Annotated in this window: 19 protein-coding genes; 15 read left to right on the forward strand and 4 right to left on the reverse strand. The window is 46.4% G+C overall.

Features of this window, described 5'->3' with window-relative positions:
• Positions 1 to 75: 75 nt before the first annotated feature.
• Positions 76 to 1020 (reverse strand): DMT family transporter, encoded by a 945-nt coding sequence (locus tag ABIC22_RS17250; RefSeq protein ID WP_354482612.1) that lies wholly within the window; start codon positions 1018 to 1020, stop codon positions 76 to 78.
• A 222-nt stretch (positions 1021 to 1242) separates the two neighbouring features.
• On the opposite strand from ABIC22_RS17250, the gene ABIC22_RS17255 reads away from it, so the two are divergent.
• The 3 genes from ABIC22_RS17255 (at position 1243) to ABIC22_RS17265 (ending at position 3875) form a co-directional block, all read left to right on the forward strand.
• The gene (locus ABIC22_RS17255) at positions 1243 to 2145 is read left to right on the forward strand and encodes a polysaccharide deacetylase family protein (RefSeq protein WP_354482615.1); all 903 of its coding nucleotides are present in this window, start codon (positions 1243 to 1245) and stop codon (positions 2143 to 2145) included.
• Positions 2146 to 2184: 39 nt separating this feature from the next.
• Positions 2185 to 2838, forward strand: a complete 654-nt coding sequence (locus ABIC22_RS17260) for a YkyA family protein (RefSeq protein WP_164764223.1) — start codon at positions 2185 to 2187, stop codon at positions 2836 to 2838.
• A gap of 131 nt (positions 2839 to 2969) precedes the next feature.
• Positions 2970 to 3875 (forward strand): hypothetical protein, encoded by a 906-nt coding sequence (locus ABIC22_RS17265; RefSeq protein ID WP_354482618.1) that lies wholly within the window; start codon positions 2970 to 2972, stop codon positions 3873 to 3875.
• A gap of 101 nt (positions 3876 to 3976) precedes the next feature.
• Here the strand turns inward: ABIC22_RS17265 and ABIC22_RS17270 are convergent, their stop codons facing one another.
• The gene (locus ABIC22_RS17270) at positions 3977 to 5149 is read right to left on the reverse strand and encodes a mannitol-1-phosphate 5-dehydrogenase (protein ID WP_354482621.1); all 1173 of its coding nucleotides are present in this window, start codon (positions 5147 to 5149) and stop codon (positions 3977 to 3979) included.
• Positions 5150 to 5195: 46 nt separating this feature from the next.
• A complete protein-coding gene (locus ABIC22_RS17275; protein ID WP_354482624.1) occupies positions 5196 to 5864 on the reverse strand; it encodes an HAD family hydrolase in 669 nt (222 codons plus the stop codon).
• 524 nt (positions 5865 to 6388) lie between these two features.
• Here ABIC22_RS17275 and ABIC22_RS17280 point away from each other — a divergent pair.
• From ABIC22_RS17280 to ABIC22_RS17320, 9 genes are all read left to right on the forward strand, one after another.
• Positions 6389 to 7318, forward strand: coding sequence for an ADP-ribosylglycohydrolase family protein (locus tag ABIC22_RS17280; protein ID WP_354482627.1), 930 nt, complete (start codon positions 6389 to 6391; stop codon positions 7316 to 7318).
• 61 nt (positions 7319 to 7379) lie between these two features.
• A complete protein-coding gene (locus ABIC22_RS17285; protein WP_354482630.1) occupies positions 7380 to 8615 on the forward strand; it encodes an MFS transporter in 1236 nt (411 codons plus the stop codon).
• A 437-nt stretch (positions 8616 to 9052) separates the two neighbouring features.
• Entirely contained in the window at positions 9053 to 9973 is a 921-nt protein-coding gene (locus tag ABIC22_RS17290) for an RCC1 domain-containing protein (protein WP_354482636.1), read from the forward strand.
• A gap of 320 nt (positions 9974 to 10293) precedes the next feature.
• Positions 10294 to 13593 carry an RHS repeat domain-containing protein gene (locus ABIC22_RS17295; protein ID WP_354482639.1) on the forward strand — a complete coding sequence of 1100 codons (3300 nt, stop codon included), beginning with the start codon at positions 10294 to 10296 and terminating at the stop codon, positions 13591 to 13593.
• 31 nt (positions 13594 to 13624) lie between these two features.
• Entirely contained in the window at positions 13625 to 18451 is a 4827-nt protein-coding gene (locus ABIC22_RS17300) for an RHS repeat-associated core domain-containing protein (protein WP_354482641.1), read from the forward strand.
• Between the two features lie 2 nt (positions 18452 to 18453).
• Positions 18454 to 18702, forward strand: coding sequence for a CPCC family cysteine-rich protein (locus ABIC22_RS17305; RefSeq protein WP_354482644.1), 249 nt, complete (start codon positions 18454 to 18456; stop codon positions 18700 to 18702).
• A 232-nt stretch (positions 18703 to 18934) separates the two neighbouring features.
• A complete protein-coding gene (locus ABIC22_RS17310) occupies positions 18935 to 19582 on the forward strand; it encodes a hypothetical protein (protein ID WP_354482647.1) in 648 nt (215 codons plus the stop codon).
• 23 nt (positions 19583 to 19605) lie between these two features.
• Positions 19606 to 20739 (forward strand): RHS repeat-associated core domain-containing protein, encoded by a 1134-nt coding sequence (locus ABIC22_RS17315; RefSeq protein ID WP_354482650.1) that lies wholly within the window; start codon positions 19606 to 19608, stop codon positions 20737 to 20739.
• A gap of 19 nt (positions 20740 to 20758) precedes the next feature.
• Positions 20759 to 21100: a hypothetical protein gene (locus tag ABIC22_RS17320; protein ID WP_354482652.1), complete on the forward strand. Its 342-nt coding sequence runs from the start codon at positions 20759 to 20761 to the stop codon at positions 21098 to 21100.
• Between the two features lie 135 nt (positions 21101 to 21235).
• Here ABIC22_RS17320 and ABIC22_RS17325 read toward each other — a convergent pair whose 3' ends face one another.
• A complete protein-coding gene (locus tag ABIC22_RS17325) occupies positions 21236 to 23614 on the reverse strand; it encodes an Ig-like domain repeat protein (RefSeq protein WP_354482655.1) in 2379 nt (792 codons plus the stop codon).
• 274 nt (positions 23615 to 23888) lie between these two features.
• Here ABIC22_RS17325 and ABIC22_RS17330 point away from each other — a divergent pair, with 274 nt between their 5' ends.
• The 3 genes from ABIC22_RS17330 to ABIC22_RS17340 all read left to right on the forward strand — a co-directional run bounded on the left by ABIC22_RS17330 (position 23889) and on the right by ABIC22_RS17340 (position 26495).
• Positions 23889 to 24068, forward strand: a complete 180-nt coding sequence (locus ABIC22_RS17330) for a hypothetical protein (RefSeq protein ID WP_354482658.1) — start codon at positions 23889 to 23891, stop codon at positions 24066 to 24068.
• A gap of 202 nt (positions 24069 to 24270) precedes the next feature.
• Entirely contained in the window at positions 24271 to 24969 is a 699-nt protein-coding gene (gene sigK, locus ABIC22_RS17335) for an RNA polymerase sporulation sigma factor SigK (RefSeq protein WP_095289757.1), read from the forward strand.
• 164 nt (positions 24970 to 25133) lie between these two features.
• Complete coding sequence (locus ABIC22_RS17340) at positions 25134 to 26495, forward strand: amino acid permease (RefSeq protein ID WP_354482661.1); 1362 nt, start codon at positions 25134 to 25136, stop codon at positions 26493 to 26495.
• Positions 26496 to 26666 lie beyond the last annotated feature (171 nt).

Below are 26666 nucleotides of genomic sequence, written 5' to 3' on the forward strand. Positions count from 1 at the left end.
TTGGATTCCGATTGAAGTCGTCTGTAATATCAGACTCCAATCGTTCTTTTTGCCATGTCATATGCTTCGGATAGATTACACTGCCGTAGGTTCAGCAGGTCCTTGACCTCCTACAGGCGCGTCAGCTGGAATAGACACCGGTTTGGTTTTGCCATACCGAATGAAAATCCATACCCCAAAGATAATGACAACGCCGGCAATCATCTGCATGGCACTGAGAGATTCACCAAGCAGCATCCAGGCCAGCAGTGAGGAGAACACAGGTTCACCGAGGACGCCCATGGATACCGTTGTGGCATTCATATACTGAAGCAGCCAGTTGAACAGATAGTGTCCAAAGATCGTCGGCACGACAGCGAGCAGCAGGAAAATCCCCCACTCCGAAGCGGCATAACCCCCGAACGGATGCCCCATGGCCAAATTATATACCGCCAGCGTACAGGCGGCGACGAAAAATACCCAGAAGTTATAAGAGAAGGCACTTAGTCCGGAACGCAGAAATTGACCAAGCAGCATATGGATGGCTACCGCAATCGTTCCCAGCAAAGATAATAGATCGCCTTGCAGTGCCGTTCCGGCCAATTGGAAGTCTCCAGCCCCGATGGCGATGGACCCAAGCAGGGCGATGCCCATGCCGATAATCATCATGCGGTTAATCTTGGCTTTGAACAGCCAGACGGAACCCGCGAGAATTAATATGGGCTCAAGTGCGAGAATGACCGTGGAGCTGGCCACACTCGTAAGTCTGAGCGATCCCATCCACAGCAGGAAATGAAGTGCCAGCATCACACCCGATGCGAGCAGCAGCCCCCACTGCCTGAAGTTCAGGCGCATCATCTCATGTCGATATTTCCAGACAAAAGGAAGCATCAGCAGATTGGTGAGAAACAGCCGATACATGGCGATAACAGCCACATCTGCACTGGACCAGCGCACGAAAATGGAAGAAAACGAGATGGCAATAATGCCGACAACGAACAGAAGTTCAATGGATCTGCCGGCACGAAACAAGCTTGTCATGGATGTAGCTCCTTCTTGAAGTCAAATGGCGTAAATCAATTCATTATACAGGAGAACGCAGCTGTTCGAAAAGCGATGAAAGAAAAATAGATAAGCAGATTGTAACCGGGCTTGTAACTATTCTGTCATTCACCCATGCCGCTTTTCTATTAATCTTCTATATAGAGACATGAAACGATATAATATACCAATAATCGGGAAATTAAGGAAGTGGCATGGAAAGTGAGAGTTCAACAACAGACAGCAGGAGAAAACAGCGGCATTGCGAGCAGAACCAGCCGAACGAAGACACACAAACGAAGACGAATCCGGTATGGAAGATTGAGTGCAGCCCTGATGCTGCTTGCACTGATCATTACCGGTTTAACATATGCATTAATTGGAATGACCCACTGGATTAAGGGCTATGTAGCCCCGCCCCCGGTAGCTGCCATCGAACAGCCAACCAAGCTGGGCATGATTGAAATGACTCCGGATGTGAAGGAAGAGCCTGCACGATTTCAGGGACAGGTTCGCAAACTGGCATACATAACGTTTGATGATGGACCAAGTGAATATACGGAACTACTGCTGGATATTTTGAAAGAGCATGAGGCTAAGGCAACCTTTTTCATGATTGGCCGTCAGTTGAATCAGCATAAGTCCGCGGTAGAGCGACTGGTTCAAGAGGGCAGCTATCCGGGGCTCCACAGTATGACACATAACTATAACACCCTGTACAAAAGCGGAAGCTCCGCGAATTTTGTGAAGGAATTCAAGAAGGAGCAGAAGATGGTTCAGGATCTGATTGGCTTTACTCCGCATCTGATTCGCGCTCCTTACGGCAGCAGTCCGCAGATCGGTGAATCCTTCAGGGGCGACATTGCCGCGGCTGGTTTCAAAATGTGGGATTGGACAACAGACTCTCTGGATTGGAACCTTCCGGGTCAGCCGGACAAAATTGTGGCGCGTGTCAGAAAAAGTGTGCACCGGGACAAGGAAGTGATCCTGATGCATGAGCGGGAGCAGACGGTGCAGGCTTTGCCGCGAATTCTGAAATTGCTTGAAGATCGGGGTTATGAGTTCGAGGTTTATGACCCGAATGCACATTGGACTGCCAATTTTAGCGGAGATACCCGCTTGTAATTAGAGACGATAATACAAATGCAGAGAGGAGACGAACGAGTGCGTACGTGGAAAAAATCAGCACTGGCTGCCGTTGGCCTGACGCTGGCGGTGCTCACCAGTGCCTGCGGCCAGCCGCAGGAGCCGGCTGCGAACCAGGTGAACGAATTGATCCGGAATGATCAGGAGATGGCTCAGAATCTGAAGGAGCTTGCCCGTCATGAACGGGAGGAAATGCAATTGTACACGTCGATTTTGAATAAGGGGAAAAACAAAAACAGTGACCTAGAGTCACTGCTGGATCAGGCAGAAGAGCATATAGCTGAGCGGAGAAAACTGCTGGAGCAGGCGGAAACCTTGATGAATCAGACGCGGGAGCAAACTCCAGCTGTACGGGATTCCCTGGGACGCTTGTCTTTTGAAAAAGAAGAGACGCTGACCCAGGCACAAACCGTTCTGGACCAGTATGAAGTAAGAGCCCAGACATTTGAGGAATTTGTAACCTCGTATCAGCAAAGTCTGGATGCCGATGAAGTGCTCTATTCATTAATGAGGGGCAGCGCAGAACCGAATCTGGTCAAAATCAAACGCGCAATCCGGGAACGCAACATCCAATATGCGCAGCTTGCCGAGATCAGAAAGCAATTCAACAAGCAGACAAAAGTGTTTAACGGTGCCAACGCCAAGCTTGTTCAAATGGAACGAGCGAGTTAGAGATGTGCCCGACTTCCGCTTATTCTATTTATCTATCTGATTGAGCTAGCGACCAGCCGTGTAAGTACTAGTATGCAGAATGAAGCAACATGGACAAGCATCATTGCGTATAAGCTAACGGAGGTGTTCATATGCGAAATACAATGAATCTTAGTGCATCACTACTCGTTTTACTCATGGGATTCTCACTTGTGGCCTGTGGTAACAGCAGTCCTGCAGTTCAGCCACCCACCAATAATACAGGGGAACAGACGCCAGCACCGGAGCAGCAGCCGAATGACAGTGCGGTGATCGAAGCAGAGGGTATATTGACGGGCTGGGCAGATCCTCACACGGTAGAGATCCGTGTCAAGGAGGTTCCAATGGCTTTCCAGGTGGAAGAGAATGTGCAGAAATCCTTCGATGACATTGATGATGAAGATTCAGTACAATTTAAATATGTAGAGAGAACGATTGAGAGCGGCGACAATACAACCAAGCAGCTGGTGCTCACAGAAATCGCGAAGATCGAAGGGGATGAACCGAACAGTTCCAATGCAGGCAATAACGTGACATCCGATCGTCCCAAAACAACAGAGCTGGAAGTAACGGTGGAAGGCATGACGGAGAAACGTCCAGCTGAACTTGCTCAAGGTGAGGGGTACTCGCTTTATGTGTTTGAACCCATGGCCTTTGATGCAGAGGACGACGAATTGACGATGAAGATTGATCCTGACTACAAAGTGGAGATCGAGAAGCTTCCTACAGACTTCAGTCTGGATGCGCTGAAGATGGATGCCAAGGAAGAGCTGAGCGAAACCGGAGAGGTCAAGGAACTGAGCAAGGAAGAGCTCAGCAATGGCCCAATGAAGGATGCAAGACTATATATGATGTCTCAAAACGATAAAAAGTCGGAGTATTTCATTGTAAAAGAACTGGACGGCAATGGCTTCATTTTCCACATTGATGCACCTGTGGGTGAACCATCTGAGGGATTCCTGCCGATGGCGTATGTATCCCTGAATTCCATTATGAATGAAGCAAACATTACAAAATAACATGAAAGAGCCGGAAGGAACAATGCTTGGGCATGGGTTCCTCCCGGCTTTTTTTGCCGTCTCTATTCAGTTGTGCAAAACCAACCGTCTTACCTGAGGTGTCAGGTTAAAATGGTCGATCCCTTGTGCCCTTTGAGTTCCTCGTATCGGGCGACAACATGGTGATGAATGAGGTGTTCGTCGGGAATTCCCATGCGTTCACGAATGAAGGCGGAGACGCCATCTTCACGAATCATGTGTTGGAGCTTCATGGCTTCCTCGTCCTGTTCGTGATCGAAGAGCATTGCGGCAGCCATAGCGGAAGTAAGATGGGGAATTTCAATTCCGAATTCGCTGGCCTGCATCGCTGGGCGAACAAGCCGATCATAAGGCGATAGCTTGCGAAGGGGTGAACGTCCGACCCGGGTAACCTGATCTGTCAGGTTGGGGTTGGCAAAGCGTTCGAGAATGGTATGGATATATTGGCTGTGTTTTTGAGGATTAAACCCGTGTTTTCTCACAAGCATGGCTCCCGTTTCCTCCATGACCTGTTTAACCTTGGCATGCAGTGTTGCGTTACTCATGACTTGCTTAATCGTCTTGAATCCTTCGAGATATCCGAAGTATGCAGCCACACAGTGACCCGTATTCACGGTAAACATTTTGCGCTCAATGTAAGGCTCAAGGGAGTCGACGTAGTGTACGCCTTTAATCTCCTTGAATCCATCCAGCAGCGCCGGACGGTGAACGACCCATTCATAAAAAGGTTCAACGGTGACCTGCAGCGGATCCTTATGGTCTTGCACCGGAACAATCCGGTCAACTGCTGCATTGGGGAACGAGATATAGCGGTTGGCTTTGGTACGGGTCTGTTCATCCAGAAACGGATATACCCGTTTCTTCAGGCGGGTGCTGCCTCCGATGGCATTCTCGCAAGCGATGATATGGAGAGGGGCCTGATTATTGTTTTTCATGCGGAGATATATGCCTTTGGCGATGGGTTCGGCGATATCCTCAAGTGCAGATACACCGACCGCTGTCGTAATGAGATCAGCCGATGCAATCTGCTCAGCCAGGCGATCCTGTTCGCCCACATGAATGGCCGTGACGTTGCTGACCATGGTTGTGTCCTGATCTGCATTAGCCAGTGTAATGGGATACTCTTTCCTTTTTTGCAGCATGGAGATCTTCTTCGGGTTACGTGCGACAAAGCAGACTTCATAATCGGAAGCGGACAACATATGACCGATAAAACCGCGGCCTATATTGCCCGCTCCAAAATGTACAGCTTTCATGTGTGAACTCCCCCTTTAAAATTTGAAATGCGAAATTCGTGCAGACCTAGACGGTAGTGACGAGTGGTTTCGAGATCAAATCATTAAATTCGAGGTCGGTCAGGCATGACAGCCGTTGGTGAGGCATATCGAAATCCAGAGTTCCTGTTATGGTATTCGAGATTACGACACAGTGAATACCAGCTGCAGCAGCTGCACGTGCGCCGTTAGGTGAATCCTCAATCGCTACGGCTTCGTCTGCAGTTACTCCAAGCGCTTCAAGGGCTTGGTTATATAATTCCGGGTCAGGCTTCACATGGGACACATCGTCGGCTGTTCGAATCACTTCGAAGTAATCCTTCAGTTTCAGTTGTTCCAGGTGCTGTTCGACCCACTCCCGTTTGGAGCTTGAGGCAACGGCCAGTTTTAATCCAGCCTCCCGTGCTGCTTCGAGGTAATTCTGGATGCCTGGTCTTACCTGCTCCTTGTTCATTAATGCTGCATGCTGCAGCTGAACCGATTCCCTGAACGCTTCCCGATCGATCGGAAGATTCAAATCTGTGATGAGGTACTCATAGGGATTGAATGTTTTCAGACTGGTACCGATGCATTGCGAATACATCTCCAGGGTCAAGTTCACGCCGTGTTCCTTGTAGGCATCACGAAAAGCGATATACCATGCTGTCTCTGTATCAATAATCGTTCCATCGAAATCAAAAACCAGTGCCTTAATCATAAATTTGTTCCTCCTGTTTCAGAATTTGTTTTGGGATAAAACCAAATGAAAAGATCGCAAACTTCTTTTTTGTTACATTTACTTTTGCGGCAGATTATCTGACGCGAATGCATGTTGGAAAATATAAATATGGAAAAAATGATGCGTTGAAGCTAATAAAACCGTAACATGGGACAAAGTGAGGGGTCAAGCACGTCATGATTGTTTACATTGAAAATTTGCACATAAATGACGTGTTTTCAGAAAATGGTGAACGAGGCAAAGTGTTATGACCTATGCATGTAAGCGGTGTACTGAAAAAACGGTTTTCTTCGTTGTAAAAAAATAAACTTTTTTTTGCGATACGGAGAGATAACAATCGTTCCCCCTTTTTCGACACATTTATAATAGAAGAGAGCCCGTGGACATTTGTACGATTCGAAGAAGCCATGCTGCATCTTTTTAAAATTCTTTACGACAGAACAGCCCCTGTGGGAGAATGGAAGAGATATGTTGGAAATAAGAATGCGGAGGAGGGACCGGCGATGCTGGATAAGGATCGGTTCAATGGATGCTTACTTGGACTAGCGGCAGGAGATGCATTGGGAACGACAGTGGAGTTTAGCAGCCCAGGCACATTCGAGCCTGTAACCGATATTGTGGGGGGCGGTGTGTTTGGTTTGGCTCCCGGACAGTGGACGGATGACACGTCAATGGCGCTATGTCTGGCCGAAAGTCTAGTGAGAAAAGAACATTTTGATCCGGCGGATCAGATGCGCAGATACACGAATTGGTATGAGGTCGGCTACATGAGCAGTACCGGAACATGCTTTGATATCGGCGGGGCTACGCGAAATGCGCTGGAAAGGTTCAGGAAGACCGGAGAGCCTTACAGCGGATCTACCGATCCGATGACGGCTGGTAACGGATCAATTATGCGGCTTGCGCCAGTCGCTATGGTGTATGCGGGCCATCCGCAGGATGCTGTGCATTATGCGAAGCTGAGCTCCCGCACGACACACGCAGCAGCGGAAAGCCTGGAAGCTTGCGAGGTGCTTGCGGCTATTCTGGTTGCAGGGCTGCGCGGAGCAGACAAGCACACCATGCTGCTGCCCGAGACATGCCTACGGTGGAGGAGTGAGTCTTCTTTTACCCCAGCCATTGAAGAGATTGTGCGTGGATCTTACTGCGATAAGGAGCCACCTGAAATTCAGGGGAGCGGCTATGTCGTCCGTTCGTTGGAGGCCGCATTGTGGGCGTTCCATAAATCTTCCACATTTGAAGAAGGTGCGCTCTTAGCCGTTAATCTCGGTGATGATGCAGATACAACCGGTGCGGTGTACGGACAGATCGCTGGTGCTTATTATGGTCAGAGCGGCATCCCGGCACATTGGCGGAATAAGCTTGCGATGCTGGAAACGTTCGAGGCCTTGAACGAGGCAATGTGGCTAAAAGCAGCCCAAATGTCGTCCTGAAATCGTAACAAGGAATAACCAAAAAAAGAGACAGAAGATGGACAGGAGAAGAGAACATCATATGAACAAGACAGAACGACGTGTTTCAAAATCGGGAAAAGGAGGGGCATTTCCGTTATCCCTTCTATGCCTGACGGTAGGAGCATTCGCCATTGGAATGACCGAATTTATCATTATGGGATTGCTGCCAAATGTGGCTGCTGATCTGCATGTGAGCATTCCTCAAGCAGGGCAGTTGATTACGGGCTATGCCCTGGGTGTCGCGATTGGCGCACCCATTCTGACCGTGTTTACCCATAAGATACCGCAGAAAAAACTGCTGGTCCTGTTGATGTGCATTTTTATCATCGGTAACGCACTATCCGTCATTGCACCAACGTATGGCTTGCTGATTTCGGCACGCATTTTGACGGCATTTGCACACGGCACGTTTCTTGGTGTAGGGTCGCTCATGGCTACTCGTCTGGTTGCACCTGAGAGAAGGGCGGGTGCAGTGTCCGTTGTGCTTGCAGGACTTACAATTGCGAATATCATTGGGGTACCCTTCGGTACATTTATCGGCCAACAGCTTGGATGGAGATCCTCGTTTGGAGCCATCACCATTTTGGGCATCATCTCATTGATCGGCATCATTCGATTCATTCCGGTTATTTCGCAAGGGGAGCCGGCGAACCTGGGACAGCAGTTCCGTAATCTTGTTCGTCCTCAGGTACTATTAATATTGCTCATTGGTGCCATGGGCTGTGGAAGCCTCTTCGCGGTATTTACGTATATTACACCCATGTTAGTGGATATCAGCGGTTTTGCGGAGCAGAGTGTAACGTGGATACTGGTACTGTTCGGGGTTGGTGTGACGCTCGGGAACATGCTGGGTGGACGCCTGGCCGACTGGAAACTGATGCCGTCCCTGATGGTCAACTTCGGCGTGCTGGCTGTACTTTTGGCTGCACTCACTTTGACGCTGGAGAATCCATATTTGGCGGTCATTACAATCTTCTGCTGGGGTGTTGCGGCGTTCGGGATTATGCCGGGTCTGCAGATTCGTATCATGAATATGACTCGCGAAGCACCGCTGCTTGCGACCACATCGAGCCACTCCGCGTTTAACCTGGGGAATGCAGGTGGAGCCTATATTGGCGGGTTTGCGATTACGCATACGGGACTTATTTCCGTACCATTGTACGCAGCAGTCATTGCGGCTCTGGGTTTGCTTGGGCTTGTGATCAGTCTGGGGATGGAACGCAAACAGCGTTTGCCGGAAATCCCGGACGTTGTGGAGCCTGCGCCGCTCAGCTGAGTCTAGGCAGGAAGAATGGAAGGATACGGCCTCTGCTCCGCGTAATGTGGAGTGGAGGCTTCTTTGCAGTTTTAACTAGAAAAAGACAAACCATCCTGATTGAAGTATTATTGGTATAACATAACGGACACCATACAGGCCCTGAAAGGATCATTACAGTGAGGAAAATTATTAATTTTATTCTAGTTTTGCTGATCATCTGGGTAGCACTTCTGTATCCTTTTCGTTTGGCTTGGTTTGAAGGTGTACTTCAGATTCCTGAAGATCTTCATGATGTTTTCTTGGTTTTTTTGTTCTTTGGATATTTGATTTGTTCCTCGGGCACAGGACTTCTTATTGGTAAGATGTGTTTCAGACAAAAAGAGGAGTAGTTCAGGAAAGTTCATTTGAGAAATGGACTATCGATAGAAACTTCGCTTCAAGGGAGGTTCTTCAGCATGGAACAAGGTTCGCTGAATAAAGCGAGGTTACAGGTAAAAAAGTGGCCCCAAGATCCGATAGCAGCGGGACGTCGTCATACCGTTGGGCTTACATCGGACGGCCTGGTTATGGCTGTTGGTGATAATAAAACAGGTCAATGTGAAGTCAGCGGCTGGCGAGATATCATTGCGATCGCTGCAGGTAATGTACATATGGCGACAAATACAGGTAATGTCCACACCATCGCACTGAAATCGGATCAAACCGTGACGGCTGTAGGATGGAATAAGGATGGTCAGTGCGAGGTAACCGACTGGTACGATATTGTAGCCATTGCGGCAGGTTGGCGCCACACCATCGGTCTTCAGTCGGATTGTACGGTGGTTGCCGTGGGTCGGCATCAAGAAGGTCAATGCCAGGTAAGTAGTTGGAATGATATCGTGGCAGTAACTGCAGGAGATTGGCATACCCTCGGTCTGAAAGCAGACGGAACAGTGCTAGCTGTAGGGAATAACCGATATCGCCAATGTGAAGTCAGTGGCTGGCGTAATGTTGTAATGGTCGCTGCGGGTTATCTCCATTCCGCTGGTCTGCAATCAGACGGTACAGTAATGGCCGTGGGTAGCAATAAACATGGTCAATGCGATGTAGGCAGCTGGCACGGGATGGTGGCGATAGAGGCGGGAAGTAATCATACCATTGGCCTGAAAGCAGACGGTACGGTTTCGGCTGCAGGCTGGAATACGTATGGTCAGTGTAATGTAAGTGACTGGCGCGATATTGTTGCCGTAGCGGCAGGTTGTGCCCATACCGTAGGACTTAAATCAGACGGTACGTTGGTTGCTGTCGGTGATAATACATATGGACAATGTGATGTAAGTGGCTGGCGCGGGATTCGAATGCCGGGGAATATTCTTAAGAAAGGATTCTTCATGTAGCGTTAATCTGTCGTAGAAAGATGAATTTGAGTGCAGAGCAATATAGTTTCGTTGAAGTCGCCAATATGGCGACTTTTTTTGTTAAGGGAATTAATAGGATACTTTTCTTGCGTTAATTTGTCTGAATTGTCCACTGTTGACAATTGGGATCATTAGATTCTTGTTATCTGAAATTTAAAAGGAAAATAGTCCCTAAAAGTAAGGACTATCCTACTATATCCTAAAATAAGGAAAATACCGATAATCATTTATTAGACTCCATTTATATCACTCTTAAGGTATCAAATGGGTAAAACACTTAAAGGAGGAAGACAACTTTCATGAGTTTAAGAAAAAGTTTTATCGTTTTTCTGGTCGTTTGGTTCGTGATGGGAACTATGCTTCCGACGAGCGGATATGCGCTATCGGATCAAACAGATGCCATAATAACGACCGAAAGCAGCGCGGAGAATGTTGATGTATCTATGGAGGATTTAGCTTTAACAGACGCTGAAAATCTGGATGTTTTTGATCCGGACATCCACGAAGAACCAGAGGGTGTAGATGAAGATGTAGAGGATATAGGGGATGCACCAACCGTAACTGACGATACGTATGGTGAGGGTTTCTTTGCGACTCAAGCCATGGCATTAGCAGAAGAGCAAGTTATTGTAATGTATCCTGGTGATTCTTATAGCTTCACGAATACTGGAACTCGCTCAAAATCCTTGAGCACAGATGCGGCCACATCGAGAAGCAGTTCTTATGATTATGCAGTTTATAAAGCAGATGGAAGCATTTCAACCGATAACATGAATTCAACGAGCAGCCTATCCGTAGGAGCAGGATACACCGCTGTCGTAACCTCAAGTGGGATCAATGCGTTTACAGTAACCATCCCTGTTGAATTCACCTATAGTGTATCTGAGAATCCGGCCTTACATAGAGCGACCTTGTCCAAAGGTGAGAGCTATCGATTCGTCAATGAAGGAACACAAACGAGGGCGGTTAGTGCGGATACGTCTACAGCTCAAGACCGGAAGTATGACTATGCCAACTACAATGAAGATGGGAGCCTCTCCAGTTCAAATTTTGAATCAACCGGAAAGCCTTACTTAGGGGGAGGAAACGAAATTATCTTTACGGGAGCCGGTTCACAGCCTGTGACCATTGGACTCCCGTACGAAGTTTATACCGGTGAATGGAGCGATGAACCTGCGTATACCCGGGTGACACTGAATCAAGGGGAAAGCTACCAATTTACCAATATCAGCACTAAATCCGATGCGCTCCAAAGTGATGGGTCCACCAAAGACAAGCATGACTATGTCGTTTATCTTCCGGACGGGACGGAAAGTTCCACCGGGACGAATACATCGACTAAGCCTACGGTAGCTGCGGGGAGAACCGCTGTAGTGACCTTGGTGACAGCAACACCCGTAACGTATGGTGTACCGTATCGGACATTTGATGTTCAAAAGGCTGGTGGCGATGCCATTACTCGAGTTACCGTATATCCCGGAGAATCCGTGATTTTTCGAAATAATGGTTCCTTAGCTAATCCGATTAAGAACAATGCGAGCAGTTCAAACGGAGCCCTTTTTGATTATGTTCTGTACACAGCAGATGACGTCGTTCATTCGGACGGCTTCAACAAAAATACAAATCCGATCATTCGTTCTCAGGGTTATGCAGTTGTGACCGTAGTCGGACAGGTACCCATTGAGTTTAGCTACACGGATGATTTCTCGGTCGAAGACAGCATGGAACCTGCGTACCATCGGGTAACACTGAACCAGGGAGAAAGCGTGACTTTCTGGAATAACACTACCGACCGGGAATATCTTGACAGCAATGCGTCTACCAGCCAAGGACGGATATTCGATTACGTAACCTATTACCCTGATGGCACAGAACGGAGTACAAGAAAAGCGACGGCGGTTGAACCTGTTGTATTTTATGGGAACAAAGCTGTAGTTACGAATGTATCCGCTCAACCGGTAACCATAGGTGGGATTTACACGATCTTTGATGTAGAGGGTCGACCGAATGAAGCGCTAAGCAAGATTACCGTGTCTCCAGGCCAATCTGTCAAATTCCATAATGGCGGTTCACTTAGCAACCCGATCCGGAGTAATGCCAAGTCGGTAGGTTCTCTATATGATGTCGCGGTGTATAAAGCGGATGGTAGAGCACACAGTGACAAATTCAATAACAATGGTAGTCTCGCCACAATTCCATCCGGTGGTGAAGCCATCGTTACAGTAGTGGGAAGTACACCCGTATTATTCGAATACACGGATGATTTCTCCGTAGTAGATAGCCAGGAACCGGCTTATCTGCGTGTGACTTTGAGTCAAGGGGAGAGTTACGCCTTCACCAATACGAGCCCAGATTCGGAAAGACTCCGAAATGATGCATCCAGCAGCGCGGGACGAGTGTATGACTACACGATTTACAACGTAGATGGAACCCAGTCCAGTAGCAGAACAGCAACTGCGATTGAACCGACAATTTTGGGTGGCAAGAAAGTTGTCGTTACGAATGTCTCTAATCAATCCATAACGTTTGGTGGAATTTACCGCGTTTTCCGCGGACAAGACGATGAAGTGCCTTCACCAGAATTGGAAATCACCATCAACCAAGGGCAGAGCGCAGTGTTTACGAATCCGGGTTCGGAACCTGCTGAGCTTCAACGGATCGCAGGAGAAACTTCCGTTGTGGATTATGTGGTCTACGATAAAACTGATAAAGCATTGTACTTTGTGGAAGGTAGAAGTCATGCAACATTGGAGATTCCAGCGGGTGCAACGCTTGTCGTCACCGTAGTATCTTCGGAGCCAGTAACAATTCAATATGCCGCTCCTGTGACGGCCAGTTCCAGTCAGGAGCCTGCACTAATCAAACGGGATTTGGCGCCAAACAACACGGTGTTGTTCTCCAATACATCATCCTATGAAGCAATGCTTGCGGGACCTCCTATAGAAGGAGGAGGCTATGATTTCGTTATTCGAGACCAGAACCAAGTCATTGTTAGAGAAGGAAAGAATGCGACAGGAGCACAATTCGTGCCTGGGCATTCTGACATCCAGGTGCAAAATGTGTCAACTCAAACGCTGCATCTTGTAGGTGCTTATCGCCAATTTGTGGTCAAGGAAGTGAATGTGGAGTTTCTGACCTTGTATGAGAGTGTAGAGACGGCGTTGCCTACTGTTCAGCAAGGCAATGTGTACTATCGTTTTACCCCATATGGTACAGGTAAGTATCGGATCGCGATTAAAGAGTCAGGAGATTTTTCGATCGAACCTAGGCTTGAGTTATATACAGATAAGGAACTGAGCAATTCAATAGCAGCTTCAGTGGAACAGGAGCAGGTGTACGGCGAGCAGTATATCGTGCTGGAGTGGGAACTGCAGGGTGGACAAACCTATTATCTGAAGCTGAGTGAAAAGGATGGAAAACCGGTTCAAGGTGTCATCAAGGCTGCTCAAATGTACATTCGTAATGATAGCTCTTATGAATATGGCTATGGCAATCAATTGCTTAAAGTTGTGCTATTTACGGGAGATCAGATTGTATTTGAGTACGATCGCAACGGAAACCTGACGAAACGTACGAAAAAGATTTTCCCATTTAATTAACGATTGTCTAAATCTAGGTTGAGGTGATGGAGTGTTTAAGAAAATAACGATTATTTGGTTATGCGCGTTATTGGTGTTTAGCGGACTTGGTTCTTTTGGTTACAGTGGGCAAGCGGCGGCGGCAGAAGGAAAGGATTCCATTCCTTCTGTCACCTACATTACAATTCATAGTTTAAAAGAGCAATTTGGTATTAAAGAAGACTGGATTGAACAGAAGCTAGATCAGGGGTACTCACTGTATCAACTGTATAAGGCTTTACAAACAGACCGCACAGGCGGCGAGGCAGCAGAGAAATGGCTAGAAACGCAAGAGACTAGTGAACCGATTCAAATGGACGGGTTAAGCCCTTCCGGATCGCCACAGGAAAATACGTTTTCAATTAATGCTATTGAAGAAGATGTTCCAGGTACCGGAACGACCGTGGATGAAACTGGACTAAACCATGTCGATATCCGGGACGATGCATCACTGTACATGACGTCTTATGGAGAGGAATCGATTGCCACTTCTACAGGGGAGATGATGGTTAGTAGCACAGACCTCTCTCTACCAGGCCTGATTCCGTTTGATCTGACACGTATCTATGACAGTGCTAGAGCAAGTGGACAGCTCGGCGTTCAATACGACGAAACGACACAAACATACTCCAATGTAGTCACGCCACGTAAGGAAGAACTCCATACGGGGTTGGGACAAGGCTGGCGCTGGGATATTCCCTACATGGAAACTCGCGGGGATGAACGGTTTATCCTTATTCCAGGTGTAGGTTATTATCGCCTAAACGCTAATCTTGAACTGGAAGGTTACGTATGGAATGATTTAACCGTGAAGCAAGATACGACTGTGACTGTGGATGGTCAGTCCAGCAGTTACCGTTTGTCGATCCGGAATGGCTACGATTATTTGTTTAACGGAACCGGAGAGTTACTGCAAATTACAGATGGTTACCGGAATACGGTGGATTTTTACTATACAACATTGGATGGAAACCAAGTCATCTCCCGGATTCAAAATAGCGAAGGTCAGGCTCTGACTTTTGCTTATGACAACCTGAAGGTTACCGTACAGCTTGCCGGAACGGACCGGAAAGTAACGTATACACAGCGTGAAGATGAGGGCATTCGCATTTTGCGAGAATTTACCGATGCACTGGATCGGACAACGACGTATACGTATTACTATCCGGAATCCAAATTCAATTTCCTGCCTGAGCTGCAAAGCAATCAGAATGCGCATGGTGTAATGCATACAGCTTTATTGTCGCGTATTACAAGTCCATCTTCTGCCATTACGGATTACGCATATATTCCGGCGATTAAGGAAATGGGTGAAGCTTCTTCCTATTTCGTCTTTAAAGTCAGAGAGCGCAAGAGCCATTTCAGTACAACTGAAGGCGAAGGCACTTTGGACCAAATCAACTTTGAGTATTCTGGAGAAGATCTGGACTCTTATGGACAATCAGCCACGTGGACAACGAAAATTAAGGCTGAACATACCGTGGATACGTGGACGTTCTCCAAAACGTTTAGTGCCGCCACTGAACCTGATCTCGTTTATGCAGATCAGCATACGTTAACTGGAGATGACGTGACTTATTCCACAGAGCTTCAGTACGATAGGCAAACCAAACGGAATCTCCCGACCCAAACGACAGAATGGGTAAGTGAGGGTGGTCGAACTAGTGAAAAGTTGACTACGACTATCGCATACGATACAAACAGCATGGTGACGTCCGAGAAACAAAGCACCGGACAAGAATCAACTTATTCTTACGAAGTGGGCAAAGCGCCTTACAATTGGATCAAACCGGTGCGGATCACCACTAAGGTGAATAGCACTTTGGAGCAGTACACGGAACTATCATATAACAATCAAGGGGACATGTTACGGACCACCACCAAAAACGGATATGGTGGACAATTGCTCTCTGATTCAGAAGTGAAGCTGGATGACAAAGGGCGCGTCATTAGTACAACGGACAAAGGCGGAACATTGGCCAAAGATCGCACGGCGACATTCGGCTATCAATTGAACGCAGGGCATTTGTTGGAATCGACATCGATGGTTGTACATGATGCTGCTGGCAAGGCAGAATCTCTTGTGGAGACGTACAGCTACACGTCTGCCAGTGAACTGGAGACAACGACGAATGCTGCCGGAGAACAGAAAACGAATCAATACGACAAGTCAGGGCGTCTGGTTCGAATAACGTATGCCGATGGTACACAATCGACGACCGCATACGATGATACGAATAACAACATTACAAGCACATCGCCAGACGGCATTGTGACTTCCGAGCGTTACAATCCACTAGGTTTACTCGTGGAAGAGCAAACGGCGGACGCAACATATAAATATGCCTATGATGGCGAAGGAAACGTGACAGCTTCGGAAGATGCTGAGGGAAACGTGACGAGGTATGTGGTCGATGCGTTTGGGAAAATGACAGAGACCCAATATCCGGATGGAACCAGAAACACAACAACAATTGATCCTGTTGGACAAACCGTAACGGTTCAGGATGCTTCCGGGTACCAGACTCGTGAGAAAATGGATTTGCTGGGACGCACGACAGCAGTAGAAGAATATCGGGACGGTACATTTGCTCCGTTGCAACAAAGAGAATATGACTTGAGTGGCAACGTGACTGCATCCATTGATGGTAATGGGGAGCGAACGACATATACGTACGATGCGCTCGGACAAATTGCAACAGCAACCACGCCCAAGCAAGAAACCAGCCGATATTTTTACAGCTACCAGGGCCAGGTGACCCAAGTTGTTTCTGCCAACGGCCAAACGGTGACCAAACAATATGATGAATTGGGTCGGATCATCAAGCAGACCCCACCGAAGCTGGATGGTTCTGCGACTACCTTCTACTATGATAAAAAGAGTAATTTGATCAAAAAGCAGGATCGGCTCGGAAAGATCACCGAGTATACGTATAACAGCGACAACATCCTTACAGGGTTCAAAGGACCGGATACCTCCGTATCGTATACGTATGACGAGATGGGTCGTAGAACGTCGATGACGGATGATCACGGCAAAACGACCTATTCATACCGTGAAACGGATGGTATGCTCAGTGGGCTGGCCTTCCCGGATGGAACCCAGCTGGAATATGAAAACAATACCCAGCAGCGGTTGGGATATACCTTGTCCGATGCCAAAGGGCAATCCTTGCGGGTACACGGTGAGCTGGACACGATGAACCGGGTCACTTCCATGGATATCACCTCCGGAACAGGGGGCGCTTCAGCACTCGCAGCATCGGCCCAGACGCCTGTGGATCGAATCACCTTTAGTTATGCGTCGAACAGTTTGCTGGAAAACGTATTGTTTGGGAAAGGCCTTAGCACAAGCTATCAGTTCGATGGTTATGATCTATTAGGAGTCACCGTTTCCCAAGGAACGAGTGCCATTCATCAGTTCGACTATGAATATGATGGAGATAAAAACATCACGTCCCGTACTCAAAATGGGACAAGTGATCAGTTTACGTATGATGAACTTAATCGCATCCAAACGGAATCGGGTTCGCAACAGGAAACATATACGTATGATTCGAATGGCAACCGGTACAGTACCGGGAGTGGTAAGATATACGGACTGAAAGATGCAGAATATACGTATGACAGCCAGAATCGCTTGGTTAAAGCGACCGGGGAAGGCAAAACAGTAACCTATAGCTACAACGGGGATGGTTTGCTGTATGAGCGCACCGAAGGTGACCAAACGACTCGTTATTACTACGATGAAGAAGCCAAACTGATGGCAGAAGCCCAAGTGATGTCCGGTAAAGCTGAACTTACCTATGCTTATATTTATGACCTGTATGGTCAACTGTGGGCACGTCAGGAGAAGCAAACTGGAAAATTGGAATACTATCAGCTCAATGGGCATGGTGATGTAGTCGGACTTGTGGATGATGCTGGACAAGTGTTGAACGAGTACACGTATGACATCTGGGGTGGACCACGCACAACGGAGGAAACAGTACCGAATGTACTTCGCTATGCGGGGGAATATTGGGATGATACTGTAGGGCTGCAATATCTGCGAGCACGCTGGTATGATCCGGGTATGGCAAGGTTTATTGGCGAGGATACGTACGAAGGTGAGCTAAATGATCCATTGAGTTTAAATTTGTATGCGTATGTGAGCAATAACCCGTTAAAGTATGTAGATCCAAGTGGCCATATGGCAGAGCCTTACTATGCTCAAGAACTCAGACATATGCTGAAGGATGCTAAAGCGAAAGGTTATAAAATAAATACTTCAAATTATAATCTGTATAAAAATACAATTCGAGATCGTTACAGCTTTAACTCTTTTCTAGATAAGAATCGGTTTAATTACTTGTATGATATGGCAATGGGTAGAAGTGCGTATACTAAGTCTGCAGGTAATATTGGCTGGGCGAGAGAACAGTTAGTAAAAGCGTTGATTAAAGGAAAAGAAGCAGAATATGTTGCAGCACTTGCAATGGGATTTCTTCCGGGTAAAGGTTCTAAAACCAATTCTGTTAAATGGTCGGCAGGTAATTTCGCTTCGGGAAAACTCGATAAACATTTCCAAAAACATGTTGTTAAGAAACAAGAATGGGCTGACTTAGGATATTCACTTACAAAAGAAGGATACTTAAATAAAGCAAAAAATTTATTAAATAGCAATGTTGGAGGCGATATACTCGGATTCACATCCAAAAATGGCTATGTTTTCCGATATAATTCAAAAACGAACGAGTTTGCTACAGCAAAACCTGACGGAACTATCGAAACTTTATTTAGACCAGACGATAGGATGAATTACTGGAAAGACCAAGTTAAAGCGTACGGAGGAAACTAAGTATGACAGTAAAATATGCGTGTCCTTGTTGTGAATACCTAACATTGTCAGAAGACCCACCAGGAACTTTTGAAATATGTCCTGTTTGTTATTGGGAAGATGATAATTTACAGTATTCCGATCCAGAACGATTAGGTGGGGCTAATTCTATATCACTGAAAGAAGCAAGAAAGAACTATAAGAAACACGGAGCGATATCATTAGAATTTTTAGATGCGGTACGATTACCATTGAAAGAAGAACAACCATAATAGCTAGATGACAACCATCGAGACCTTGGGGTAATCCACAAGGTCTTTATTTTATCACACCCAGTGCCGAATGAATCAAGTGTCTATATCCAAATGATAAAAAGAGTAATTTGATCAAAAAGCAGGATCGGCTCGGAAAGATCACCGAGTATACGTATAACAGCGACAACTGTTCAAAGGACCGGATACCTCCGTATCGTATACGTACGACGAGATGGGTCGCAGAACGTCGATGACGGATGATCACGGCAAAACGACCTATTCATACCGTGATACGGATGGTATTCTCAGTGGGCTCGCCTTCCCGGATGGAACCGAGCTGGAATATGAAAACAATACCCAGCAGCGGTTAGGATATACCCTTACTGATGCAAACGGGCAATCCTTGCGGGTACACGGTGAATTGGACATGATGAATCGGGTCACTTCCATGGACATCACCTCGGGAACAGGGAGCGCTTCAGCACTCGCAACATCGGCCCAGACGCCTGTGGATCGAATGACCTTTAGTTACGCGACAAACAGTTTGCTGGAAAACGTATCGTTTGGGAAAGGCCTTAGCACAAGCTATCAGTTCGATGGTTATGATCTATTAGGAGTCACCGTTTCCCAAGGAACGACCGCAATGCACCAATTCGACTATCAATACGATGGAAACAAAAACATCACGTCCCGTACTCAAAATGGGACAAGTGATCAGTTTACGTATGATGAACTTAATCGCATCCAAACGGAATCGGGTTCGCAACAGGAAACATATACGTATGATTCGAATGGCAACCGTTACAGTACCGGGAGTGGTAAGGTATACGGACTGAAAGATGCAGAATATACGTATGACAGCCAGAATCGCTTGGTTAAAGCGACCGGGGAAGAGTAACCTATAGCTACAACGGGGATGGTTTGCTGTATGAGCGCACCGAAGGTGACCAAACGACTCGTTATTACTACGATGAAGAAGCCAAACTGATGGCGGAAGCCGAAGTGAAGTCCGGTAAAGCTGAACTGACCTATGTCTATATCTATGACCTGTATGGGAAACTGTGGGCACGTCAGGACAAGAAAACTGGAAAATTGGAATACTACCAATTCAACGGTCATGGCGATGTAGTCGGACTTGTGGATGATGCTGGTCAAGTATTGAACGAGTATACGTATGACATCTGGGGTGGACCACGCACAACGGAGGAAACAGTACCGAATGTACTTCGCTATGCGGGGGAATATTGGGATGATACTGTAGGGCTGCAATATCTGCGAGCACGCTGGTATGATCCGGGTATGGCAAGGTTTATTGGCGAGGATACGTACGAAGGGGAACTTAATGATCCGTTGAGTTTAAATTTGTATTCGTATGTGAGCAATAATCCGTTGAAGTACGTTGATCCGAGTGGAAACCGCAAAACTTCAACATATTATGAAATTGAGAAAATGCTTAATGCAGCAATGAAAGGGGATAATTCCTTTAAATCCAGCCTGAACAAGGTTTTTACTAAAGTATATGGCGATAAAGGTGTTAAATTTGCCAATTTATATGCACAATTAACACAAACTAGCGGTGCATTTATAAACTCTCAAACCAATGCTGGTTTAGCTAAAACACAATTATTAAATGCATATGAAAATGGACAAGATCGCTATGATGTACAAGTAGCTTGGACAACAATAGCGGGGGGTGTCTTGTCGGGATCTATATATGCTTCTTTAAGTGATAGTGTATCCAATCTAGGGAAAAAAGCTTTGAAAAGTAGTATTACTAACATCTGGGTAAAAAATAAGCATCTTTCTGGTGGAACCGGAAGTTGGGCGAGATTTAATGTGGCTACGGAAGCAGAAGCAAAAAATTTAATTACCAGTGCAATCAAAAAAGGTAAAATAAAAAGTGTTACAAATAATAATGGAAGCATAGGATCGGCAGGTCAAAAATCTTATGAAATAATAATTGATGCTGGTAGAACTATAGGTACTAGGAATGAAAAGATGATTAAAATAGTTGTTGATGAGCTGGGAAATTTGTGGAGTGTTTATCCTAAATAATATTAGGAGGGCAAAGAATTTGAACTCGTTCGATATAGAGAAATTTTATGATAAAAATAATACGAAAGCGGCAAACATGTTATTATCTTTCATGGATATTGAGGTTAGAGAGCACATGGTTAATGACATTGTTGACTTCCTTAATCATTCTTCTATAGGAGAAGAGTTGGAATTAACTGATCATTTCGTCATTAAAGAAAGTGATTTTGGGGTCATTATTTTAAACGAAACTAATGAAATTTTTGCACAAAATCCAGAAGATATCAGGGCGTATATAGAAATTGTTTCTTTATTGTTCTTAATAAATCTAAAAATGTCATATGGGTTGAAGCAAGTTAAGTCAATTTTAAAACTTGAATAGATGCCTTAAAGAAATGTCATGAAGACAGAACTTCCAACAAAGTAAAAACCGCTAACGTTATCTTTCGTTAGCGGTTTTTGAAATGTTATAAAGTAGTTAAAAATGAATATTGGAAAGATGTCTTAAATGGAGTCCTTATTTCAAACTTTCCAATGACTCTTTGATAGCTGGACTTAAACGGTAAGTCTTCAAAATCGTTTCAATTGCTTCTGCGCGCGTTGCTCCGCCATTCGGGTCAAACGAACGCTCATTCTTACCTTCGAAGATTCCCAAAGCAGCTGCTTTTCGGATGGCATCTGCACCAAATGCTCCATTCAAATCAGCAAATTGTACTTTGGATGTATCAATATTCAGGATAAGTGAATTCAACACACGTGTGATGATCAGAGCCATTTCCTGACGAGAAATGGTTTTTTCCGGACGGATAGTACCGTCTTCGTATCCATTCAATACGCCAACGGCTACCAGTCTCTTGAGGTCATTGGTAGACCAGCGATTGTTAATATCACGGTATGCTGCGAAATCCTCTTCATTCAGGTTGACTTCACGTGACGCCATATCCACAAACGCACGGTTGATCATGGCTGCAAATTCTGCACGGGTAATCTGTTCATCAGGCTCGAACCCGCCAGTAGGGTAACCTTTGATTACGCCCAGCTTGGTCAATTTTTCGATAGACGGTATCGCCCAATGCTGTTGAACATCACCAAACTGTAAGGTTACGAAGTCATCCCCTTTGCTGAGGATCTCAGCGATTCTGGATTGAACACCGGCAATTACGTTGCTATCTGCGTTCACGACCCGGCTTCTAAAAATATCGTTGGGATCCTGGTAATCCCCGGATTTTTCCGGCGTGCTTGGCTGCTCCGTTGTTGCTCCAGGTACAGCTGGTTCTTGCGGTTTAGAACTAACAGGAGCGGTTGGGGTCGAACCTGAACCTGAACTCGAACCTGTCGTTGGACTGGATGGAGTTGTGTCACCACCTGGTACCGTAGGTGGATTGGACGGTGTTGTACTACCACCGCTTCCTTGGACAACTTGCACCATCACCTCAGAGGTGCTGTCAGCTACACCGTGTCTGGCATCGCCGTAATATTTAGCCGTGATCGGGTGATCTCCGACACTTAAATCACTTGTTGTGAAATAGGCTTTGGCCACACCATTCGCAACACCGTCCGGCCACATGGCAAGTGTAGCTAGTTCCTTGTCGCCATCCATGAGGATTACAGATCCTGCGATATCACGGGATATTTGTGGTTTTGTTTCTGTTCTTACGTAAAAGGTTACCGCGTCTCCATACTTGGATGGGTTCAGATAACTGGTAACCTTCGTCACCGTCGGGTGTTCTGTTGCAGAAGCTGCCTCAGTTGTTATCGTTTGGGTTAGCGGGGCTGAGGTGCTGCCCTTGAAGGTGCTGTTTCCATTGTACTCCGCGGTAATTTGATGATCTCCAGCACTTAAGCTTCTTACGGAATAAAATGCGAGATCCGGTTTGGTTACATCCGTTCCGACCTCAGCAGTACCGAGTACGATATCTCCATCTTTAAAGGTGACCGTACCTGTCGGCATGTCGTACGTATCATTATAGTTTCTGCTCACTCTCGCCATAAACGCAACGGGCTCTCCTTCTGAAGCCGGGTTGCGTGTGCTTTCAATCGTAACGCTTGTATTAAACAGGTTTTCACTGCCCTCCGGAGGAGTTGTGCCTCCTCCATTTGGGGGTGTAGGGGTTGGCGTATTGGTACCACTTCCTTCTGCCACTTGGAGCACTATATCTGAGACACTATCAGCAATACCGTATCTGGTATCACCATAATATTTAGCTGTAATGTGGTGTTCTCCAACACTTAGGTTGCTTATCGTATATGACGTTCTGGCATGACCATTGAAAACCCCTTTAGGAAACATCGGAAGCGCAGCTAATTCCTTGTCACCGTCCATAAGGATGACTGTTCCAGCGATATCTCGGGAGAATTGCGGGTCTGTTTTTGTACTTATATCAAGCGTAAACGGTTCCCCTGACCGAGGGGAATTGAGGTAAGTAACCTCCGTGACCGTCGGATGTTCCGAAGGAGGTGTCACCGTAGTGGATACCGTTTGTATAATTGGACTGGAAGTACTGCCGCTGAATGTGCTGTTGCCACTATACTCGGCTGTGATCTCATGTTCTCCAGCATCAAGACTTCTTACCGAAATCAGTGCTCTGCTAGGTATGGAATCATTTACTACACTTGCAGTGCCAATTACGGTGTCCCCGTCCTTAATTGTTACCGTACCTGTTGGGTCCGCCTGAACAGTAGAAGAGCGATCCCTAAAGACCGAGGCTACGAACGTTACTGGGTCGGTTTCTGAGGATGGATTGCGTGTGCTTTGAATCGTAATCGAGGTGCTTACGAGTGATACACTGTCCCCTGGAGAATTTGTTCCTGCTTCTGCGTAAACAGCAGAGGCAGAAGTAACCGTCAGTACGGTTACAAGCAGAGTACTTACCTTTTTTTTGAGCGTTGAGAACATTTTACATGACTTCCCCTTCGAAGTAATTTATCGTTTCTGCATGTATGAAATAAAAACATGATCAAGTAAGAAACATAGATATTATCGTCATAATTTGTCGAAAGTTTAGTGTTACTGTCGAAAAAATCAACTTTCTCCCTTTATTAAACATTTTGCATCCTACGAGATGTCTCTTTAAGAGGGAGATTTTGGGTCATTTACGGAGAGCCGATTAGACTTATAACCAGAAGCTTAATAATCATTAATATCATTTTTTCCAAGAGAAGGTGACCGTTTGTACTACTATAAAGGCGTATTCAGAGGCGCAGATAACTTTATCTACTTCAAAAGCGATGTAACATTAGCCGAGAATGATGTTGTGGTTTTGGGAGAGAAAACGTATTTCATTGAGAGTGTTCAAAAAGAATTTCTGCTCCTGCAGAAGGTTGGCTCCATTGTTGAAGTGAGTACGTAATACTCATGCCATAGGATGGACTGACACAGGCAAGCATTAAGCAGCAGCGTTCACCATCATAAAGTTCCATTCAATCAACAAGGAAACGTTCCCTTTTTCAAGTGTACGTGCACTTCTGGGCCCCCGCCTACATACAATAGATCGACCCTGTTCCTTCACGTGCTCAGGCCAGATCGTTGTAAAACTGCAGGAGGTGTCATCTGTGCCCGGATTGTTTACCGCAATTGCCCTGTTCATCAAGGAGTTAACGCTGCTCGTCTCGTATGTCAAAAATAATGCGTTTCCCCAGCCCCTGGCTGAGGACGAAGAAGCCAAACACCTGCGCCTCATGGCTGAAGGCAATGCCCACTCCCGCAACTTGCTCATTGAACACAATCTGCGCCTTGTTGCGCATATCGTCAAGAAGTTCGACAATACGGGTGAAGATCTGGAAGATCTGATCTCGATCGGAACGATCGGCTTGATCAAGGCTATCGAAAGCTTTCAGCAAGGCAAAGGAACCAAACTCGCCACATTTGCGGCCCGCTGTATAGAGAATGAAATCCTGATGCACCTGCGGTCCCTGAAGAAAACACGCAAAGACGTCTCCCTTCATGATCCCATTGGAACGGACAAAGAGGGCAACGAAATTACATTAATCGATATTCTTGGAACCGAAGCGGATGATGTCGTAGACAAGGTGCAGCTTAAGATTGAAAAAAGTAAAATTTATCGCAACCTCGACATTCTCGATGACCGGGAGAAGGAAGTCGTCATTGGCCGATTCGGCCTGGAGGCTGGCGGGGAAGAACGGACTCAGCGCGAAATTGCCAAGGAACTCGGCATCTCCCGTTCGTATGTCTCACGGATCGAGAAGCGGGCGCTAATGAAGCTGTATCATGAGTTCTATAAGCAAAAATAACGATGACCCAAACTAGAGGGCGCCTTGTTAGGAGAGGTGGCCTCTTTGGCATGAAAAAAATCATAAATGAAGGATATGTATTCTGGTCAGATTATTATATGATGTGTTGTATACAAGTTTCAGCAACCTAGAGAGCATGTGCAGAAAGAGAGTGGTGGTTTACCATGCAGCAAGAAACATTAACACGGGGATTAAAAAACAGGCATGTCCAGCTTATGGCGATTGGAGGTGCGATTGGGACAGGCCTCTTTCTGGGAGCGGGCAAGACGATTCAACTGACAGGACCGTCGATCCTGCTGGCGTATATCATCACAGGTATGGTTTTGTTTTTGATCATGCGTGCATTGGGGGAACTGTTGTTAAGCAACCTGCAGTATCACTCCTTTGTGGATTTTGTGCGTGATTACCTGGGAAATATGGCGGCGTTTATTACAGGCTGGACCTACTGGTTCTGCTGGATCTCCATCGCTATGGCGGACATTACGGCTGTCGGCATGTATACGCAGTTCTGGTTTCCGGATGTACCGCAATGGATGCCTGGTTTAATTGCACTGGTCATTTTATTAATCATGAATCTGGCAACAGTGAAGCTGTTCGGCGAGATGGAATTTTGGTTTGCTTTAATCAAAGTAATTGCCATTCTGGCCCTTATTGTTGTAGGTCTATATATGATATTTAAAGGTTTTACCACAGATCAGGGGACAGCAAGCTTTACCAATCTGTGGAGTCATGGGGGATGGTTCCCGAATGGCATGCATGGCTTCATCATTTCGTTCCAGATGGTGGTGTTTGCTTTTGTAGGTATGGAACTGGTCGGACTGACAGCGGGGGAAACGGAGAACCCGGAGAAAGTTATTCCCAGAGCCATTAACCAGATTCCCATCCGTGTGCTGCTCTTTTATGTTGGTGCACTGCTGATTATCATGAGCATCTACCCATGGAACGCGATTGTGCCGAGTGAAAGTCCCTTTGTGCAGGTGTTTGCAGCCGTAGGTATTGCGACAGCCGCCGGTATAGTGAATTTCGTGGTGCTGACATCCGCAGCTTCAGCGTGCAATAGTGCCATTTTCAGTACAAGCCGTATGGTCTTCTCCATGGCTAAGGATCGTAATGCACCGGAGTCGCTTGCCCGCCTGAATGGCCGAAAGGTGCCTTCCAATGCACTCTTTTTCTCAACGCTGGTTATTCTGGTTGCCATTATTCTGAATTATGTCATGCCAGAGGGCGTGTTTACACTGATCACAAGTGTTTCGACCGTTTGTTTTATCTTTGTCTGGGGCATTATGGTGATCTGTCACCTGAAATACCGCCGTACCCAGCCGGAGATCGCTAGCCGGAGTCACTTCAAGCTGCCGCTTTATCCATTTTCCAATTACTTGATTTTGGCTTTCCTGGTGTTTGTGCTGGTTGTTCTGGCATTGGCAGAGGATACGCGGGTGGCGCTGTTTGTTACTCCGGTGTGGTTTATTCTCATGGCAGGGATCTATCTGTTCCAAAAAAGAAGTGCAACCACAACGCAAGGTTAAAGCGCTAACGGTTTCAATGCGGATGAGATACCGTGTACTCTGGAAGAAGTAAAAACGAAAACCGTCCATCCTTGATGGGCGGTTTTTTATGTTTTTAAAGTGACCATTTCTCATCTGAATGAAGTTATTAGCCATATTTTGAAATTGAAGCGGATGCAGAAGCACCTTCGG

The sequence above is a fragment of the Paenibacillus sp. PvP094 genome (assembly GCF_040546835.1).
In the GTDB taxonomy this organism is placed as follows: domain Bacteria; phylum Bacillota; class Bacilli; order Paenibacillales; family Paenibacillaceae; genus Paenibacillus; species Paenibacillus illinoisensis.